This window comes from Jejuia sp. G7-7, assembly GCF_055808955.1.
On sequence record NZ_JBVVSZ010000001.1, the window covers coordinates 345155 to 364244 of the forward strand.

Annotated in this window: 23 protein-coding genes and 3 pseudogenes; 15 read left to right on the forward strand and 11 right to left on the reverse strand. The window is 32.0% G+C overall.

Annotated features, from left to right (window positions below):
• Positions 1-24 precede the first annotated feature (24 nt).
• Both AC0L5U_RS01740 and tpx read right to left on the reverse strand, forming a co-directional pair.
• Positions 25-393 carry a diacylglycerol kinase gene (locus tag AC0L5U_RS01740; protein WP_473414389.1) on the reverse strand — a complete coding sequence of 123 codons (369 nt, stop codon included), beginning with the start codon at positions 391-393 and terminating at the stop codon, positions 25-27.
• A pseudogene (gene tpx / locus AC0L5U_RS01745) lies at positions 386-893 on the reverse strand (thiol peroxidase). Before tpx ends, AC0L5U_RS01740 begins: the two are co-directional and overlap by 8 nt.
• Positions 894-1161: 268 nt before the next feature.
• Here tpx and katG point away from each other — a divergent pair.
• The 3 genes from katG (at position 1162) to AC0L5U_RS01760 (ending at position 4488) form a co-directional block, all read left to right on the forward strand.
• Positions 1162-3354, forward strand: coding sequence for a catalase/peroxidase HPI (gene katG / locus AC0L5U_RS01750; RefSeq protein ID WP_473414390.1), 2193 nt, complete (start codon positions 1162-1164; stop codon positions 3352-3354).
• A gap of 110 nt (positions 3355-3464) precedes the next feature.
• Positions 3465-3935: an ankyrin repeat domain-containing protein gene (locus AC0L5U_RS01755; RefSeq protein ID WP_473414391.1), complete on the forward strand. Its 471-nt coding sequence runs from the start codon at positions 3465-3467 to the stop codon at positions 3933-3935.
• A gap of 52 nt (positions 3936-3987) precedes the next feature.
• On the forward strand, positions 3988-4488 hold the full coding sequence (locus tag AC0L5U_RS01760; protein ID WP_473414392.1) for an HD domain-containing protein: 501 nt from the start codon (positions 3988-3990) through the stop codon (positions 4486-4488).
• Positions 4489-4557: 69 nt separating this feature from the next.
• Here AC0L5U_RS01760 and AC0L5U_RS01765 read toward each other — a convergent pair whose 3' ends face one another.
• From AC0L5U_RS01765 to AC0L5U_RS01790, 6 genes and pseudogenes are all read right to left on the reverse strand, one after another.
• A complete protein-coding gene (locus tag AC0L5U_RS01765; protein ID WP_473414393.1) occupies positions 4558-4953 on the reverse strand; it encodes a hypothetical protein in 396 nt (131 codons plus the stop codon).
• 325 nt (positions 4954-5278) lie between these two features.
• Positions 5279-6310: a COX15/CtaA family protein gene (locus tag AC0L5U_RS01770; protein ID WP_473414394.1), complete on the reverse strand. Its 1032-nt coding sequence runs from the start codon at positions 6308-6310 to the stop codon at positions 5279-5281.
• A gap of 51 nt (positions 6311-6361) precedes the next feature.
• Positions 6362-7784, reverse strand: a pseudogene (locus AC0L5U_RS01775) (CCA tRNA nucleotidyltransferase).
• Positions 7785-7878: 94 nt separating this feature from the next.
• A complete protein-coding gene (locus AC0L5U_RS01780; RefSeq protein WP_473414395.1) occupies positions 7879-8394 on the reverse strand; it encodes an L-threonylcarbamoyladenylate synthase in 516 nt (171 codons plus the stop codon).
• 2 nt (positions 8395-8396) lie between these two features.
• On the reverse strand, positions 8397-8843 hold the full coding sequence (locus AC0L5U_RS01785; protein WP_473416141.1) for a glycosyltransferase: 447 nt from the start codon (positions 8841-8843) through the stop codon (positions 8397-8399).
• A complete protein-coding gene (locus tag AC0L5U_RS01790) occupies positions 8795-9505 on the reverse strand; it encodes a glycosyltransferase (RefSeq protein WP_473414396.1) in 711 nt (236 codons plus the stop codon). The genes AC0L5U_RS01785 and AC0L5U_RS01790 overlap by 49 nt, the downstream gene beginning before the upstream one ends.
• 180 nt (positions 9506-9685) lie before the next feature.
• On the opposite strand from AC0L5U_RS01790, the gene AC0L5U_RS01795 reads away from it, so the two are divergent.
• The 5 genes from AC0L5U_RS01795 to AC0L5U_RS01815 are packed head-to-tail and all read left to right on the forward strand — an operon-like array spanning position 9686 to position 11539.
• A complete protein-coding gene (locus AC0L5U_RS01795) occupies positions 9686-9868 on the forward strand; it encodes a hypothetical protein (RefSeq protein WP_473414397.1) in 183 nt (60 codons plus the stop codon).
• Positions 9862-10482 (forward strand): lipopolysaccharide kinase InaA family protein, encoded by a 621-nt coding sequence (locus AC0L5U_RS01800; RefSeq protein WP_473416142.1) that lies wholly within the window; start codon positions 9862-9864, stop codon positions 10480-10482. The genes AC0L5U_RS01795 and AC0L5U_RS01800 overlap by 7 nt, the downstream gene beginning before the upstream one ends.
• A gap of 54 nt (positions 10483-10536) precedes the next feature.
• Entirely contained in the window at positions 10537-10914 is a 378-nt protein-coding gene (locus AC0L5U_RS01805) for a hypothetical protein (protein WP_473414398.1), read from the forward strand.
• Positions 10899-11102, forward strand: coding sequence for a hypothetical protein (locus AC0L5U_RS01810; protein ID WP_473414399.1), 204 nt, complete (start codon positions 10899-10901; stop codon positions 11100-11102). The genes AC0L5U_RS01805 and AC0L5U_RS01810 overlap by 16 nt, the downstream gene beginning before the upstream one ends.
• Entirely contained in the window at positions 11066-11539 is a 474-nt protein-coding gene (locus AC0L5U_RS01815; RefSeq protein WP_473414400.1) for a glycosyltransferase, read from the forward strand. Before AC0L5U_RS01810 ends, AC0L5U_RS01815 begins: the two co-directional genes overlap by 37 nt.
• Here the strand turns inward: AC0L5U_RS01815 and AC0L5U_RS01820 are convergent.
• The gene (locus AC0L5U_RS01820; RefSeq protein ID WP_473414401.1) at positions 11524-12288 is read right to left on the reverse strand and encodes a glycosyltransferase family 2 protein; all 765 of its coding nucleotides are present in this window, start codon (positions 12286-12288) and stop codon (positions 11524-11526) included. The genes AC0L5U_RS01815 and AC0L5U_RS01820 overlap by 16 nt on opposite strands.
• A 44-nt stretch (positions 12289-12332) precedes the next feature.
• On the opposite strand from AC0L5U_RS01820, the gene AC0L5U_RS01825 reads away from it, so the two are divergent.
• Positions 12333-13151 carry a glycosyltransferase family 2 protein gene (locus tag AC0L5U_RS01825; RefSeq protein ID WP_473416143.1) on the forward strand — a complete coding sequence of 273 codons (819 nt, stop codon included), beginning with the start codon at positions 12333-12335 and terminating at the stop codon, positions 13149-13151.
• Here AC0L5U_RS01825 and AC0L5U_RS01830 read toward each other — a convergent pair.
• Complete coding sequence (locus AC0L5U_RS01830) at positions 13141-14202, reverse strand: glycosyltransferase family 9 protein (protein WP_473414402.1); 1062 nt, start codon at positions 14200-14202, stop codon at positions 13141-13143. The two genes, AC0L5U_RS01825 and AC0L5U_RS01830, sit on opposite strands and share 11 nt — an antisense overlap.
• Before the next feature lie 92 nt (positions 14203-14294).
• Positions 14295-15110, reverse strand: coding sequence for a 2,3,4,5-tetrahydropyridine-2,6-dicarboxylate N-succinyltransferase (locus AC0L5U_RS01835; protein WP_473414403.1), 816 nt, complete (start codon positions 15108-15110; stop codon positions 14295-14297).
• 325 nt (positions 15111-15435) lie between these two features.
• On the opposite strand from AC0L5U_RS01835, the gene AC0L5U_RS01840 reads away from it, so the two are divergent.
• From AC0L5U_RS01840 to AC0L5U_RS01865, 6 genes and pseudogenes are all read left to right on the forward strand, one after another.
• Positions 15436-15699, forward strand: a complete 264-nt coding sequence (locus AC0L5U_RS01840; RefSeq protein ID WP_473414404.1) for a hypothetical protein — start codon at positions 15436-15438, stop codon at positions 15697-15699.
• Between the two features lie 107 nt (positions 15700-15806).
• Positions 15807-16217, forward strand: coding sequence for a Holliday junction resolvase RuvX (ruvX, locus tag AC0L5U_RS01845; protein WP_473414405.1), 411 nt, complete (start codon positions 15807-15809; stop codon positions 16215-16217).
• 71 nt (positions 16218-16288) lie between these two features.
• A pseudogene (def, locus tag AC0L5U_RS01850) lies at positions 16289-16868 on the forward strand (peptide deformylase); the annotation flags it as partial.
• 65 nt (positions 16869-16933) lie between these two features.
• On the forward strand, positions 16934-17356 hold the full coding sequence (locus tag AC0L5U_RS01855; protein ID WP_473414406.1) for a DUF5606 family protein: 423 nt from the start codon (positions 16934-16936) through the stop codon (positions 17354-17356).
• Positions 17357-17448: 92 nt separating this feature from the next.
• Positions 17449-18120 carry a Crp/Fnr family transcriptional regulator gene (locus AC0L5U_RS01860; protein ID WP_473414407.1) on the forward strand — a complete coding sequence of 224 codons (672 nt, stop codon included), beginning with the start codon at positions 17449-17451 and terminating at the stop codon, positions 18118-18120.
• Between the two features lie 86 nt (positions 18121-18206).
• A complete protein-coding gene (locus AC0L5U_RS01865; protein ID WP_473414408.1) occupies positions 18207-19064 on the forward strand; it encodes an anti-sigma factor in 858 nt (285 codons plus the stop codon).
• Positions 19065-19090 lie beyond the last annotated feature (26 nt).

Sequence of the window (19090 nt, forward strand, 5' to 3'; positions counted from 1 at the left end):
CGTTTATTTTATGCGGATTAGTATTTAAAAAATCTTAGGAAGATAAATAATACAACCAAGTATTATTGCGCAAATGGCGGCAATAAAAACAGCGCCTGCAGCAACATCTTTAATGTAACCAATCTTTTTATGATATTCAGGATGAATAAAGTTAGCTATTTCTTCAATAGCAGTATTAGCACCTTCAATCCCCATTACAAGTGCAATAGCAAGTATTTGAATGAGCCACTCAATTTTTGAGATTTCAAAGTAAAATCCAGCTATTGTTACCAAAATAGCAACAATTAGCTGGATTTTTATACTAGACTCCTTAGTTATTAAAAGTACTGCGCCTTTATAAGCGTAACCTACACTTTTCAAACGATTTACTAAAAATGATTCTTTTTTAGGCATCTTGAAGTGCTTCTAACGCAGCTTTATAATTAGGTTCTTCGCCAGTTTCAGAAACTTGTTCTGTAAATAATACTTTTCCTGAAGCGTCTGTAACGATTACTGAACGTGAAAGTAAACCGTCAAAACCACCAGTAGTAAATAATACACCGTAATCTTTTCCAAATTGCCCAGTTTTTAAAATCAGAAAGCATCACTACATTATCCAAACCTTCAGCAGCACAAAACTGGTCTTGGGCAAAAGGTAAATCTCTTGAAATACAAAGTACTGTAGTATTGTCTAGCTCACTAGCTTCAGTATTAAATTGTCGTACTGATGCAGCACATACACCTGTATTCACACTAGGAAAAATATTTAGCACTAATTTTTTTCCTTTAAAATCAGATAATGTTTTACTCGATAAATCTGTTGCTATCAATTCAAAATCTGAAATATGTGATCCGATTGCAGGTAATTCTCCAGAGGTTTTTACGGGTGTTCCACCCAATGTAATGTCAGCCATTTTTTTGTTTTTTAATTAGAACGTCTAAAATAAGAATATTTAAAATGTTAAAACGGGAATATTTAAAATCTTTAAGAAATAATTATGAAGTAATAATTTGGAATAGTTTTGAAATATTTTGTTATTTGAAAAAACTATGATTTTTATAGAAATGATAAGTTTTATCAATTTAAATATAATTTATAAAAATATGTATTTGAATTTTTATCCTATACAATTACTAACTTTAGATCATCTAAATAATCAATAACAAAAAACTATAAATACTATGCACAACTCAAACAGCAACGATATTGACAAATGCCCATTTATGAGTGGGGCTCAAAAACAACCGGCAGGTGGAGGTACAAATAACAGAGATTGGTGGCCAAATGAATTAAAGTTGAATATCTTACGTCAACATGGTAAAGGTTCAAATCCTTTTGATGAAGATTTTGATTATGCTGAAGCATTTAAAAGTATAGACTACCCAACTTTAAAGCAAGAAGTTATTGATTTGATGACTGATTCTCAAGATTGGTGGCCAGCAGATTATGGACATTATGGGCCTTTTATGATACGTATGGCGTGGCATAGTGCAGGTACATATCGTGTGGGAGATGGTAGGGGAGGTGCATCATCAGGGACGCAGCGTTTTGCGCCATTAAATAGTTGGCCAGATAACGGAAATTTAGATAAAGCGCGCCTATTATTGTGGCCTGTTAAAAAGAAATATGGTAAGAAATTATCTTGGGCAGATTTAATGATTTTAGCAGGAAACTGTGCTTTAGAATCTATGGGGTTTAAAACTTTTGGATTTGCTGGTGGACGCGAAGATGTTTGGGAACCAGAACAAGATGTATACTGGGGAAGCGAGACAGGTTGGTTAGATAACGATGAACGCTACGATACAAGCGATGGGGATTTAGAAGGGCATTTAGGTGCTGTACATATGGGATTAATTTATGTAAACCCTGAAGGACCAAATGGTGTTCCCGACCCAATGAAATCAGCACATGATATCAGAATTACCTTCGGAAGAATGGCTATGAATGATGAAGAAACTGTGGCTCTGGTTGCTGGTGGTCATACCTTTGGTAAAGCTCATGGTGCTGCAGATCCTGATAAGTATTTGGGACCTGAACCTCATGGTGCCTCTATTGAAGAAATGAGTACAGGCTGGAAAAACAACTATAATTCTGGTGTTCTAGATGATACAATTACTAGTGGATTAGAAGGTGCATGGACACCAAGCCCTACACGTTGGGATGACGAATATTTTGATGTATTATTGAATTATGATTGGGAATTAACAAAAAGCCCAGCTGGAGCACACCAATGGACGCCTAAAAACTCAGATGCTAAGCAAGCACCAGCTGCAGGTGGAAATGGTACTCAGGCATTAATGATGTCTACTGCGGATATGGCGTTGAAAACTGATCCTAAATATTTAGAGATTTCAAAACGTTTCAATAGAGATCACAAAGCTTTTGAAGATGCTTTTGCAAAGGCTTGGTACAAATTAACACATCGTGATATGGGGCCTGTAGACCGTTACTTAGGTCCAGAAGTACCACAAGAAGAATTAATTTGGCAAGACCCAATTCCTAAAGTAAATTATAAATTAAGTAATGATGATATTACGCTACTAAAAAAGATGGTTTTAGCATCTGGTTTAAGCGTATCTCAATTAGTAACAACTGCTTGGGCATCAGCATCTACTTATAGAGATTCAGATAAACGTGGTGGTGCAAATGGTGCACGTTTACGTTTAGAGCCACAACGCAGTTGGGAAGTAAATAATCCTTCAGAATTAAACAAAGTATTAAACGTTTTAGAAGGTGTTCAAAAGGATTTTAAAGGCGAAATATCTATGGCAGATTTAATTGTTTTAGCAGGTAATGCTGGAGTAGAAGAAGCTGCTAAAAATGCAGGTCATACTATTAAAGTGCCATTTTCTCAAGGTAGAGGAGATGCAACACAAGAGCAGACCGATTTAGAATCTTTCGGATATTTAGAACCACTTGCTGATGGATTTAGAAACTATATTAAAGACGAATTAAAAGTTGCTGCTGAAGATTTGCTAATAGATAAAGCAAATTTGATGAATTTATCTATTCCTGAAACCACAGCTTTAGTTGGAGGGTTAAGAGTATTAGGTGCAAATTATGATGGTTCTAGTCATGGTGTTTTTACTGAAAATGTAGGACACTTAACTAATGATTTCTTTACAAATCTTTTAGATTTTGCATACACATGGAGTGCAACCTCTTCAGATGATAGAATTTTTGAAGGTAGAGATAGAAGAACAGGTGTTGTAAAATTTACAGGAACGCGAGCAGATTTAATTTTTGGTTCTAATACAGAATTAAGAGCCATTGCTGAAGTTTATGGCGCCAATGATGGCGCAACAAAATTTGTAAGCGATTTTGTGTCTGCTTGGGCTAAAGTAATGGACGCAGATAGATTTGATTTAAAATAGTTTGATTAGTTAATAGTTTAAATTGGGATGAATACTTTATGAGTGTTTATCCCAATTTTATTTTTGTCATTCTGCATTTTATGCAGGATCTACTATATAATAATAGTATTATGAATGATATAGCACATTTTTTCGGAGCCATACAATCCGGAGATAAAGACCGAATAGAAACCTTATTAAAATTACATCCTGAATTAGTAAATGGAAAAGATCAAAGGGGTTTTACACCATTGATATTTGCTTCATATTTTGATAAAAAAGATGTTGTAGAAAAACTTTTAGAATATAATGCACCTGTTGATGCTACTGATGGTTCAGGAAACACAGCGCTTATAGGTGTTGCTTTTAAGGGTAATATAGATTTAGCAACACTTTTAATTAAAAAAGGAGCAGCTGTAAATGCAAAAAATAACCTTGGTATTACGCCACTTATTTTTGCAACAATGTACCAACAAACCAAAATGGTAGCGTTACTATTAAAGCATAAAGCAGATAAAACTTTAAAAGATAACGATGGTAAATTGGCTATAGATTATGCTAATGAAAAAGGGTTTGAGGAGATTATAGAATTATTGAAGTAAAACTTTAGTAATTCTATATATAATATTGATATTAAAATACTTATGATTATTTATGTTAGATGAAACAATAGCATATGCCACAGAAAAGCATCTTAAAGTGAACCATAAATATGGCTCTAAGGCTTATGCATATCATTTAAATATGGTTTACGAAGTTGCGCAGCAATTTATATATCTTATTCCTGAAGAAGATAGAGAAAATGTGTATTGTGGCTGTTGGGTACATGATATTATTGAAGATGCCAGAGAAACCTATAATGATGTAAAAGAAAACACAAATGCAACTATTGCAGAACTTGCTTATGCGCTAACAAATGAGAAAGGAAAAAACAGAAGCGAACGAGCAAATGATAAATACTACCGCGAAATGCACGATATACCAAACGCTGTATTTATAAAATTATGTGATAGAATAGCGAATATTAAACACTCAAAAAGTCAAGGCTCAACGATGTTTGAAAAGTATAAAAAAGAAAATGAAAATTTTATTAAGAAATTGTATCAACCCGAGTTGGTTGATATGATTGGGTATATTGATGAGTTGTTGGCTTGATTGTTATTTGTAAAGAAAAAGTAAGCTTAGTTTTTACCTGTTTTTACCACAGTATTTTTTTTGCACAAGTTATTTATTCATCAGTTGTCGATTTATTTCCCAATTCACTTCTGCATCGGATATTTCATAATTGCTAGAGTTGTCCTTTCCTCCAAGCCACAAAGGAATTTTATAAGCTACAACTTCATTAAATTTCAATTCGATATTTTTAGAGTTCCAGTTTTTAAATCCGTTTATGTCCAATGTTTCATCAGCATATTCAATCAAGTCAATATTAAAAAATTCAGAAATTGGTTGCTCGAACATAAAATCTTCTCCAGTTGCGATATCAAATAAATAAGTAAAATCTTTATTTATGTCTTTTGCGTACTGCCTTCCAACCCAGTCAAATCCAAAAACAATAATTTGATTTGTGTATTTAGGGAAGGTCTTACATATTATTTTAGTCCACTTTTTTGAGGTCAAAAAATTGTGAATTCTTAAAATCCCGTTTTCAAATGAAAATCCACCGAATTGTTGGAATAATTCATTAATTTAATTAATCGGCGTAGTCAATCCAACTGATTTTTGGTCAATCAATTTCTTTTGATTTTTGTACTATTTTTGAATGGTTAGAGGTTCATTTTCAATTAGTGCCAACTTATTATATGAGGATAAATATAGGATTTTATTCATGATTTTGTGTTGTTTTGGAATGATAAGAGATGTTTTTATTCCTCTTTTAATGATTTAGATAACAAAACAAGAATCTATTGTGAAAGAGTTTTTACTATATTGAATATTTTTACTTTTACTTACTAAAACGATGCAAAGTAAATGTCATAGCCGTAAGCAAGAAAAATGCACCTACTTGATGCGCAACACCCAACCAAACAGGTACTTGTAGTAAAATAGTAAACACACCTAATAAAAATTGAGCAGTTACAAGAATTAATAAAGCATTAATACCTATAATTTGGTAAGATGTTAGGACTAGTTCTCTACATTTATACCATATTAAAATCACAAAAAACACAACTATATACGCTAAAGTTCTGTGCACAAACTGTACACCGCTTTTACCTTCAATAAAGTTTTTATAAGTTGGATTTTGCTCTATTAAAACGGTTTCGTGCATAAATTTGCCTTCGCTCATCATGGGCCAATGGTTATGAATCCATCCTGCATCTAAACCTGCTACAAAAGCACCATATATAATTTGAAGTATGAGTACGCCTAATCCAAAACGGACTAGATTTCTAAAGCTTTTATCGATGTCTTTTTTATCAGGGAATATTAAATCCAATGCTACCCAAAACGTATATGCAAAAGTTATAAATGCGGTAGTTAAATGCGCTGCGAGACGATAATGACTTACATCTGGTCTGTCTACTAAACCACTTTTTACCATATACCAACCTAAAAAACCTTGAAAGCCACCCAGACAGAGTAGCACAATTGATTTTTTAATAGTAGCTTTTGTAAGCTGTTTTTTAAGAAGAAAATATAAAAATGGGACAAAAAACACAACTCCAATAAAACGACCTAAAACACGATGTAACCATTCCCAGAAATAAATATCTTTGAAATCTTGAAGCGAGAAATGAGTGTTAAGTTTTTGGTATTCTGGGTATTGTTTGTAAAGATTAAATGCTTCTTGCCATTCGGTGTCATTCATAGGAGGTATAGTTCCAGAAATCAACTTATAATTAGAAATTGATAGTCCAGAATGTGTTAAACGCGTAATACCGCCAACAACTACCATGATAAAAATTAATACACAGCCCGTTAATAGCCAGTATATTACTTTATTATTGTCTTTTCTTTTGTTTGACTTCTCCACAATTATTATAATTTTTCTACCGTCTACCGTCTACCGTCTACCGTCTACCGTCTACCGTCTACCGTCTACAATCAGTCCTAACTCTTTCCCTTTTTTCAGCATCAATTCAAATGCAGCTTCATGTTCATTCGGGATATCGCCTTCTAAAATAGCTTCTTTAATCGTCTCTTTTATAATACCAATTTCACGAGATGGTTTTAAATTGAAGGTTTTCATGATCTCCTCTCCAGAAACTGGTGGCTGAAAATTACGTACCTGATCTCTAGCTTCAACTTCAATAATTTTATCTCTAACTATTTTAAAATTGTTATGGTATTTATTGAACTTCTTAGGGTTTTTAGTTGTGATATCTGCTTCACAAAGTGTCATTAAATCGTCTACATAATCGCCAGCATCAAACACTAACCGTCTTACCGCAGAATCGGTAACCATATCTTGAGCCAAAACAATAGGGCGTGAGCTCATAAACACCATTTTCTGAACAAACTTCATTTTATCATTTAAAGGCATTTTTAACCTTTTAAACAAATGGTACACCATTTTTGAACCTTCAAATTCGTGTGCATGAAACGTCCAGCCTACTTTTTGCTAAATCGTTTTGTGGGTGCTTTTCCAATATCATGGAGTAGGGCAGCCCAACGTAACCAGAGGTTATTGGTGTTTTTGCAATATTATCAACAACTTCTAGAGTGTGATAAAAATTGTCTTTATGGCGTTGGCCTTCAACTTCATCAATTCCTTTTAGTGCTGTTAATTCTGGCATAATAAATTCCAGAAGCCCTGTTTTTTCAAGTAATAAAAAGCCAATGGATGGTATTTTACTTTCTAGAATTTTATGCAGTTCTACAACAATACGTTCGTTGGTAATAATTTTAATACGTTCAGCATTTCTAGTTATTGCATTTAAACTTTCTGCTTCAATAGTAAAGTTTAATTGTGTTGCAAATCTGATGGCGCGCATCATTCTTAATGGGTCGTCACTATATGTAATATCTGGATTTAGAGGTGTACGGATAATTTTATCTTCTAAATCTTGAATACCTCCAAAAGGATCTAATAAATCTCCAAAAGAATTTTTATTTAAACTAAGTGCTAAAGCATTAATTGTAAAATCTCTTCGGTTTTGATCATCTTGCAAACTCCCATTTTCTACAATTGGATTTCGGCTATCTTCTGCATAAGATTCCTTTCTTGCACCTACAAATTCAACTTCAATATCATTATACCTCAACATTGCAGTTCCGTAGGTTTTAAACACCTGTACTTTAGGTTTTGTAGGTAAGTTTTTTGCAACTTGCTTTGCCAAATCTATACCGCTACCAATGGCAACAACATCAATATCTTTAGCATTGCCTCGTTTTAAAAGAAAATCGCGTACAAAACCTCCAATTACATAACTATCGACTCCTAGTTGATGTGCAGATTTTGATATTACTTTGAATATATCGTTTTGAAGTGCTTTCTTATGATTCATATTAATCTGCCACGAATTCACGAATATTCTAATTAAAAATATTAGTGAATATGGCTATTTTATTTCTGCAAAACTTCAACAACTCCATTGCTACTTAGCTTAATAATGGATGCGGGTTTTGCGTGATTTTTTTCTTTTGCAAATTTACGACATAGTCCACACCTTTTAAAATGGCTGGAGCTATTTCTTCGAATGATTTTTTAGAAGAATTTTTAAAAATACTACCAGAAGAAATAGCAATAGCGCCATTTAATCTTCTGGAAAGCTGATAGCAGAATTCATCATCAGGAATTCTAATGGCTATTGTGTTATTTGTCCCCATTAAATTAGTGGCTAAGTTTTGAGGATTATCATAGATAATAGTAGTTGGTGTATCTGTAATTTCAATAATGCTTAAAGCTGCAAAAGGCACTTGTTTTACATACTTTTTTAGCATTCTATCATCGGCAATCAAACATGTAGCTTGTTTACTTTTATTGAGTTTAAATAGTTTTTCTACGGCTTCAGGATTAGTGGCGTCGCAACCGATACTCCAAAATGTATCTGTTGGAAAAAGAATTAATTTACCTTCTTTTAAAGTAGATGCTGCGTTTTTAATTTCAAGATGCATAATTAGGCAATGTTTAAAACCTCTTTATAAATTTTAATGGTTTTTTTAGCCATTTCGCTAGTTGTAAATTGTTGCATTAGTTTATCATAACTTTTAGTTATGAATTGTTGTTTTAGTTTTTCGGAATCGTTAAGATAGTGCACGTGTTCTGCTAAGGTTTTATCATCATGCATAGGTGCTAAAAGGCCGTTGGTATTATGCGCTATAACTTCTGGGATACCACCAACGTCTGTACTAATTACTGGTACTTTGTGGTACATGGATTCGTAAATAAATTGTGGAATACCTTCACTTTGTGAGGTCATTAAAGAAATGTCAAACTGAGAAATAAAATTTGATGCATTTGGTGTGTACCCCAAAAAAATCATATGTTGTTTCAAATTTAAAGAAGCAATACGTTCTAATAAAGCATCAGTACGTTCTGTAAAGGTCCCGATTTGAACGAATATAAAATCGCTTCTTTTTCTTCATTTATAATTCGGTTAGCAACATCAACCCAAGTATCTAAATGTTTAGCTCTTATGTGGTTTGCAATATTTCCTATAATAATTTTATTCTTCGGAATATGATACTTTTCTCTGAGTTTAAAAGGTGTTTTAGTGCTCTTGGTTTTTAAATTTGTGCCATGATAAATAGTAACAATTTTTTCTGTATCCTTAATTGCCTTTTCAGTAATTTTCTGAGTTTCTTTAGAAACACATAAAATTTTTTTAATTTTTGGGTAATTGTATTTGTAAAGTGTTTTCTTCCGTTGTTTTATAGGAAATGATGTTTTTTTACTGAATACAAAGGGTGGTAAGTTGTAAATTTTATCTGCGATTATCGCTAATTGAATAGCGCTAGGGTCGTGAATATGGATTAGGTCTATCTTTTCTTTTTTGCATACTCGTCCTAGTTTAAAAACATACCTTAAATCTATTTTTATACCAAGAGGTGCTGTAATATAATTAATATTGGTTTTGATTAGTCTTTGATGAAATGCAGCATCTTTAACACAAAAAATGGTGTTTTTAATCTCTGGATTTGTAAACGCCAATTCGCTACACAGATTCTCTATATGGTTTTCTCCACCACCCCAATTTGTAACAGCCGATAAATGTAAAATATGCATATTTTATTTAAGTTGAAGCCTTATTACTAAACACTCAAAAGTACAAGTTGCATGTTGATTACACAAATGCTTTTATTTAAGTACGATGTGTACTCTAGAGCTATCATACTCTAATTTATTTAAATATATTTGCATGAACGCTTTACATATTAAAGTCTAGAGCTAAATTAAGCAACCAAAATGCGTAACACCTTTGTAATACATCCTGATTTTAGCTCATTAAGACAGCAGATAGAAGATGTTATCTCAAATTTTGAGACTTATAATGAAGTTTTAGGAGCTGCAGAACGTAACGTGATAAAGAATGTATCAATTGCTGGTAAAACCTATACCATAAAATCTTTAGAATACCTAACATTGTAAATCAGGTAGCTTATAAGTTTTTTAGAAAATCTAAAGCGGAACGCTCTTATACCTATGCAAACGAGTTATTGAAATTTGGGATTAAAACTCCTGCACCTGTTGCTTACAATTATCTTGATACGCCATTTTTGTTTAAAAAGAGCTTTTATGTAAGTGAATTTATAGATTGTGATTTAACCTATCGAGAATTAACAACAGATTTTGATATCAAAGATCATGAAGCTATTCTTAGAGCATTTACAAGATTTACTTATAAATTGCATGAAAACGGTGTGCATTTTTTAGATCATTCTCCAGGAAACACCTTAATTAAAAGACTTAACGACGGATATGACTTTTATCTGGTAGATTTAAACCGAATGGAATTTGGTAAAATGAATTTTGAAACACGAATAAAAAATTTTTCAAAATTGACAATTCATAAAGCTATGATAGCGATTATGAGTAACGAATATGCTAAATGTTCTGGAGAAGATGAAGCAAAAGTTTTTGATTTAATGTGGCATTCTACAAAGGAATTTCAAGAGAAATTTTATAGAAAAATTAGAATAAAAAAGCGCATTTTCTTCTGGAAGAAAAAGTACAAAACTAGACCTTCAGAATCGCCGATATAACAGTAGTTTTAATTGAATAAAATAACTAGCTAAAAATTTACCAAGATTCATTAAATGGGAGAACAACTTTATTTTACAATAGTTCATAAATGGAAATATTTGATTGCCATCTTAAAATCAAAGTTCATAAATTCTCCAGTTTCTGATAAAGTTGAAAGCGTTGTTTATATAGCTAGAGAAAAGGATAAAGATTGGATTTTTGGTGCAAAAGTGAGACGATTATCTCGGTTTTCTTCTTTGAATGCAAGCACTCACTATCATAATAAATTAAGGGATTTGCCTGAGGCTGATGGGTATTTTTATATTTATCAAAATTATTTTTGCCGCTGTATTCGCAGTACGCCAAGCATCTTAAAAAAGAAGAATGTTGTAATGTTTACACATCCTAATTGGTCAAAAAATATTCTAAAACGCATGTGGTTTGGTGTTTAAATAAAGCGGATACTATTATTTGTTTAAATTCTGACGTAAAAACATATTTAATAGAATGTGGTGTAAAAGAAGCTTTATTAAAAGTGTTGCATATTGGTACATCTTCAACAACTTTTTATTCGCATGAACGAGGAGCAGGCGATGTTGGGTTTTGTTCAAATTTTGGAGAGAGAAAAATCCTGATTTAATTTTTGATCTTATAAAAAATATGCCAGATAGAGTTTTCCATATTATAGGACGAAACTGGGAAGATTATGCTAGATATGATGAACTGAAAGCATTACCAAATTTTATATATCATAATAATGTGCCTTATGAATCTTATCCTGATTTGTACAATAAATTGGATGTTTTTGTGTCTCCTTCACTCTTAGAAGGCGGCCCAGTTCCTATTCTAGAAGCTATGATGAGTAATTGTGTTCCTGTAGCTTCTAAGACAGGTTTTGCTCCAGATTTAATAAATCATGGAGAAAATGGGTTTTTATTTGATCTTGATGCAACTTTTAAGGATGTTGAGCCTTTGATAGAGAAAGCATTTTTAACAACCACAAATATTAGAGAAACTGTTATGCCATATACTTGGGAAAATTGCTCAAAAACTATAGATGGTTACTTTGTAGATTGACGTTGTAACTCCCATAATTTGGTATACTTCAAAAATGTAATATTAGCGGTTTGAGCACAAATTACAAATCCGTTAATGCCATCTAGAAATCCTAATCTTAAGAAATAGGCTTTAAAAAAGGCCCAAGCGGGATTAAATATGATTTTAATAAATGATGCTGTTTTTCCTTTTTCAAAATAGGCTTTGGCAGCAATAGTCGAGAAATATTCGGTTTTGTTGTTAAATTCAGAATAGCTTTGATACGTCCAATGTAAAATATCGCCTTTTAAATGTCCAGATTTAGCGTTTTTATCATTTAAAACAACATTATCATGTGGATTGATGCCTTTCCATTCGGCTTTTCTTCTATCAAATACTCTCAACTTTTTATTCGGGTACCAGTCGGAATGTTTTATCCATTGTCCGCAAAAATTGTTGAATCGATTACAGAAATACCCATCATATTTCCAATTAGATTTCAGATTCAAAATGGCATTTTGTAATACTTCAGAAAGGGCCTCATCTCCATCTAAAGATACAACGTGATTATAGGTTGCTTGGGTCAATGCAAAGTTTTTTTGTTCTATGTAACCTAAAAATTTTTGTTGAATAAACTTAACATTGTATTTATCACAGATAGTTTTAGTGCTATCGGTAGAAAAGGAATCTACAACAACTATTTCATCAACTACATTAACCAGAGACTTTAAACATTTTTCAATATTTTTTTCTTCATTAAAAGTTATAATAACTCCTGATAGTTTAATCATGCTAAGATTCAATAATTTTGGTAAAAATAGTTATTTTTGAAGCAATGCATAAAATTAAAGTTTCAGTAATTATTAGTACTTACAATAATCCCGCGTGGTTAGAAAAAGTGCTATGGAGTTATAACTGCCAAACCATTAAAAGTTTTGAAGTGGTTATTGCAGATGATGGTTCTGGCGAGGATACTAAGTTGTTAATTGAAAAAATGAAATGTCAAGTTGATTATCCTATTCAGCATATTTGGCATGAGGATAATGGATTTCAAAAAACAATAATTTTAAATAAAGCAACAGTTGCTAGTAAAGGAAACTATTTAGTATATACTGATGGCGATTGTATTGCCCGCAAGGATTTTCTACAAGTACATTTAAAAAATAGAGCTAAGGGGTATTTTTTATCTGGCGGTTATTTTAAACTGCCTATGTCTATTAGTGAACTTATTTCTGAAGAAGATATAAAAACCCAACGTTGTTTTGATATTGATTGGTTGAAATCCAAAGGATTAAAATCATCATTTAAAAACAATAAAATCACTTCAAGAGGTTTAAAAGAAAAACTGCTTAATATATTTACGCCAACAACAGCCACTTGGAATGGGCATAATGCTTCGGGCTATAAAGCTGATATTATTGCAGCAAATGGTTATGATGAACGTATGCAATATGGCGGAGAAGATAGAGAGTTAGGGGAGCGTTTATTTAACTCAGGTATTAAAGCAAAACAAATTAGATATTCTGCAATTTGTTTGCATTTAGATCATAAAAGAGGTTATGTGAAACCTGAGATGATTGAAAAAAACAAAAAAATACGCGAGGTTACTAAAATAGAGAAGGTTACTAGGACCCCTTACGGGATTACAAAATAGATTTTAAGAAGTCTTTTAATTTGGGAATAATCAATTCAGGAGTAAATTCATTATAGTATTTGGAATAGTCTTGCTTAGCCGATTTTAAATCTTTGACTTCATAAAGCTCAGGTTTTACGTCTTTTAGATGAATGGAATCATTTTTATGTCCGTCATCAAACATATTCCAAGCTTCCTTTAAAATCCAAGGAGAGAAAATAGCAAACGTTGGTTTATCAATAGCTTTTGCCATGTTAATAGCACCACCTTCATTCCCAATCAAAGCTGTACAATGTTTTGTAATGGCTATAAATTCTCTTAGACTTTTCCCGAAAATATTAAAATGGATTTGCGATTTGGTGGTTTCATTACAATATGCCATCAATTTTATAACTTCTTCTTTTTGGCTTGGGATATAATTGAAAAGTATGTTCCCTTTAGTTTGAGAAACAGTAGTATCAATTAATTTTGCCATATACTGTAATGGATAGGTTTTAGTTACATCACTTCCTAAAACACTTATCATAAATAATGGTTTGGAGAAATCTATTTTGAAATTTGTGAGTAATTGTTTTGCAGACTCGATTTCTTCTGATGTTAAATATATTTTAGGCTTAATTGGAGAAACATTAGTTTTACAAATCGGTTTTAAAAGATTTAATCTATTTTCAATAGCTAAACCTGCATTTGTTTTTGGGCTTTTACTTTCTTTAAATGTATGCGTATAAATAAATGAACTGTACCATTTATACTTCGAAATTTTGATTTTAGCTCCAGAAAATAATGTTATCAAATTGCTAGAATAATTTGAGTACACATCAATTACTATATTATATTTTTCTTTTCTAATGTGTTTTAAAAATGAATAAAATAATCTTTTGCTCTTTTCAATGTCTGGAGTAAAAAATTTAAACTCATCTATAAAAGGATTATGTTCCACAACAGGATAGGTGTGCGAATTAATCAAATAATGCAGTTTAGCATCAGGATATTCAGCACGTAATGCTTCAAACAGAATACTGCTTGTCAACACATCGCCTATCATTTTTTGTTGTATTACTAAAATCTTCATAAACCAATTCAAATTACAAACAAAAATTCCAAATTCCAATTTAAAAGGATTGGAATTTGGAATTAAATTTTCGGAATTTATAAATTCTGATTTTAAACCGCTACACTATGCTCTCTTAAAGCATCGTTAAGCGATGTCTTTTTATTTGTACTTTCTTTACGTTTACCAATAATTAAAGCACATGGTACGTTATAGCTTCCAGAAGGGAATTCTTTTGCATAACTACCAGGAATAACTACAGAGCGTGCAGGAACCACACCTTTATATTGCACAGGCTCATCTCCAGTTACATCTATAATTTTAGTACTCATAGTTAACACCACTCCTGCACCTAAAACAGCTTCAGTTTCTACTTTTACACCTTCAACCACGATACAACGTGATCCTATAAATGCATTATCTTCTATAATTACAGGAGCAGCTTGCAATGGCTCTAAAACACCACCTATACCAACTCCGCCTGATAAGTGTACGTTTTTACCAATTTGTGCACAACTACCAACTGTAGCCCAAGTATCTACCATTGTACCCTCATCTACATAAGCACCAATATTAACATAACTAGGCATTAATATAGTGCCTGCAGAAATATAAGCACCATGTCTAGCAACAGCATTTGGTACTACACGAATTCCTCTTTCAGCAAAATTACGTTTTAATGGAATTTTGTCATGATACTCAAAAATACCAGCTTCTAAAGTTTCCATTTTTTGAATTGGGAAATAAAGTACAACGGCTTTCTTAACCCATTCATTAACTTGCCATCCGCCTTCAATTGGTTCAGCTACTCGTAATTCCCCTTTATCTAATAGGTTAACTACGTTTCTAATAGCATCAGTTGTTTTACTCTCTTTTAAAAGCTCTCGGTTATCCCAAGCACTTTCTATAATTTGTTGTAAATCTGTCATCAGTAATATTATTTTGGGCAAATATACTACCTATAGCCTAAAATTTGCATGTATTTCATCTTTAAATATGTTGAAAATTTTGGTCGTTTTATGATGATTTTTTAAAATTCTAGACCTCTTTTTTCCTTTGAAAAAATATTTTTTATGGATGAAATGCAATTTTTGTGTTTTTCGTCGGTAAAATAGAGCATTTCCACTATTCATCGACCAATCTTTTCCGATTCTCTAGTAATCGAAAATTCCGTGTTGTACGACTAATTTATTGTAGTTGAGCTTGCTTATGGATATATATTTGAACCGTTGAAACAAATGAAACACCCAAGTCATGAAAACTAATTTTTACATCTTATTTATCTTATTACTGTCTTTTTCAGCAGTAAGCGCTCAGAGTGAAGTTAAGCAAGATAACGTTGAAAAAACAATTACTGTTTCTGAAACATTAGAAAACACAGTAATTATTGATACGGTAAAAATTAAAGAAGTTATTGCTCGTAGTAGTAGTGATATTAGAATTTTCTTAAACAGAGAAAGAAAAGTTGAAAACATCAAATTAGTATTTCCTAAAATCAACAGAAGAAAATTATCTTAAACTAGAATAGTATTCAAATTTAATAATAAGGTTAAACACGAAAGAGACTGTCTGAAAAGACAGTCTCTTTTTATTTAGAAAGAATTACTTTTGCACAAAAGAAATGTATGGCAAGAATTTTAGCAATTGATTACGGAATGAAAAGAACAGGAATAGCTGTAACAGATGAGTTACAAATTATAGCTTCTGGTCTTACTACAGTTGCTACAAATGAATTAATACCTTTTTTAAAAGAATATACCTCAAAGGAAACTATCGAGCTTTTTTTAGTTGGAGAGCCAAAGCAAATGGATAATACTGCTTCTGAAAGTGAAACACTTATAATTCCTTTTTTAAAGCTATTGTCAAAAGCATTTCCAAACATTCCCGTCACTAGAGTTGATGAACGCTTTACCTCAAAAATGGCATTTCAAACTATGATAGATAGCGGATTGAAAAAGAAACAACGTAAAAATAAAGCCTTAGTTGATGAAATTAGTGCTACATTAATTCTTCAAAGCTATTTATACTCAAAATAGATTTTTCAATTAATAGGTTAAATTTATAAAGGAAGAGTCGTATTTTTGCAAAAAACCATATTACCCTAACGATGATATTACCAATAGTAGCTTATGGAGACCCAGTTTTAAAAAAGTGGGAGCAGACATAACAAAAGATTATCCAAAATTAGACGAGCTTCTCGAAAATATGTTCGAGACCATGTATAATGCCATGGGTGTAGGTTTAGCTGCGCCACAAATAGGTTTGCCCATTCGATTATTTTTAGTAGATACTTCTCCTTTTTCTGAAGATGAAGATTTTACAGAAGAAGAAAAAAAGAACTTAAAGACTTTAAACGTGTATTTATTAATGCTGAAATTCTTGATGAAGAGGGAGATGAATGGGCATTTAATGAAGGCTGTTTAAGTATTCCCGATGTACGAGAAGATGTGTTTAGACAACCAAAAATCACTATTAAATATTTTGATGAAAATTTCAAAAAACATACTGAGACTTTTAATGGTTTAATTGCACGCGTAATCCAACATGAATATGATCACATTGAAGGCATTCTTTTTACTGAAAAATTGTCAAGTTTAAAAAAACGATTAATAAAAGGTAAGCTTTCTAATATTTCAAAAGGTAAAATTAGTGTAGATTATAGAATGCGTTTTCCAAACCAAAAAAAGGCGATAATTTTTGGATTGCTTTTTAATTATGTGATATTTGCGCCTCTCAAAAAACAATATTTTATATGGGCTTAGAAAAAGTTTTAGCTATTGCAGGAAAACCTGGACTTTATAAATTAGTAACTCAAACTCGTGGTGGTTTTGTTGCAGAATCTTTAATTGATAATAAAAGATTATCAGTTAGTTTGCAAAATAATGTGAGTGTTTTAAGTGAAATAGCTATTTATACTTTAACGGAAGAAGTGCCGTTATACAGGGTTTTAGGTAAAATTAGAGATAAAGAAAATGGAGTACCTTCTAGTGTTGGTCCTAAAGATGGTAAAGATAAACTAGAAGAATATTTCTTTGATGTATTGCCAGATTATGATGAAGATAGGGTGTATGCAAGTGATATTAAAAAGATTATTCAATGGTACAATTTATTACAAAAACATGATATGTTAAATTTACTTGATGAAGAAGAAACATCAAGTGATGAAGAAGAATAAATATTAAGCCTCCTATTTGGAGGTTTTTTTTATGGTTTTTATTGTAAGTTTTTGTTGTACTTCCCGACATTACTTTAATAAAAACATATACAATGAAGTCCCTTTGGTTTTTTGAAGATGTTAACCTGTTTAGGAAACTTTGTCCGCATAAATTCAAAGCTTATAAATCCAATCACAATTTTGATGCTTACAATAAGCAAGATTATATTTATTTTGAAGAAGATTCGGCAAACAAAGTCTATCTAATAGAAAAAGGAAAAGTAAAACTTGGTTATTATAACGAAGATGGAGAAGAGGTCGTAAAAGCGATTTTAACACGTGGAGAATTATTTGGAGAAACTGCTATTTTAGGAGAGTCTAAACGTGAGGAGTTCGCTCAATCTCTTGAAACTACTACAAGTATTTGTCCTATTGGTGTTGATACTATGCATGATTTAATGCGAGATAATCAAACTTTCAGTTTTAAAATCTATAAATTTTTGGGGTTACGATTAAAAAAGTTAGAACGCAGACTTCAATTATTACTATTTAAAGACACAAAAACGAGGTTACTTGAATTTCTTCATGAACTTTGTACAGATTATGGATACGACTGCGAAAAGACAGGTGATAAAATAATTCATCATCCTTACACTCAAAAAGATATTGCTTCTTTAATAGGTACTTCAAGACCAACATTAAACATTCTTTTAAATGAATTAAAAGAAGAAAATGTAATCCAATTTTCAAGAAAAGAAATAAGAATTTATAAAAAAACCGCTTAATGTTAGCTGGCTAACATTTCATGAATTTAATATCATATAATTTTGAATTATATAACAAATAAAAAATTATAATGATGATTAAAAAAATGTTTTTAGCCCTGGTGGCAATAGGTTTCTTTATTACTTCTTGTAGTAGTGACGATGATGGAGGATCAACTAATTCCAACTTAACATTGAGCTTACAAGGTTTAGAAGATTTAGGAAGTGATTATGTGTATGAGGGTTGGATTATAGTTGATGGTGCTCCAGTTTCAACCGGTACTTTTACAAATGTAAGTTCTGCACAAGCGTTTTCTATAAATTCAGATCAATTAAATAAGGCAACACGATTTGTCTTATCAATTGAGCCTACAAATGATCCTGATCCTGCTCCAGCAGACACAAAAGTTCTAGTTGGAGATTTTTCAGGTAATTCAGCAACTTTAAATTCTACTATTGTTGCTGATTTTTCATCAGCAGCTGGTACTTATATTTTGGCGACACCAACTGATGCTGATGCAACAAATGAGTTTAGTGGTGTTTGGTTTTTAGATAATTCTAGCGGAAGTGCTGTTGCAGGTTTGAATTTGCCTACGCTTTCACCAGGATGGCAATATGAAGGTTGGATAGTTTTTGATGGTACACCGGTATCTACAGGTACTTTTCTAGATCCAGCTATGGCAGATAATAATGCAGCAACTTCACCTTTTAAAGGAACAATGGGGAATGGCCCTGGGTATCCGGGAGAAGATTACGTTATGGGAACTGCAGCAGGGGTTAATTTTCCAACAGATTTAAGAGAAAAAACAGTAGTGGTTTCGGTAGAGCCTTGGCCAGATAATAGTGCAGCACCATTTGCTTTAAAGCCGTTGGCTCACATGATTCCTGCAAATGCAGCAGATCATACAGCTATTAATATGGGGGCTGGTCCAGTAGTTAGTTTATCTGGTACAGTAACAAGATAACTGAAAGATAAAAGTTAGTTTTTAGT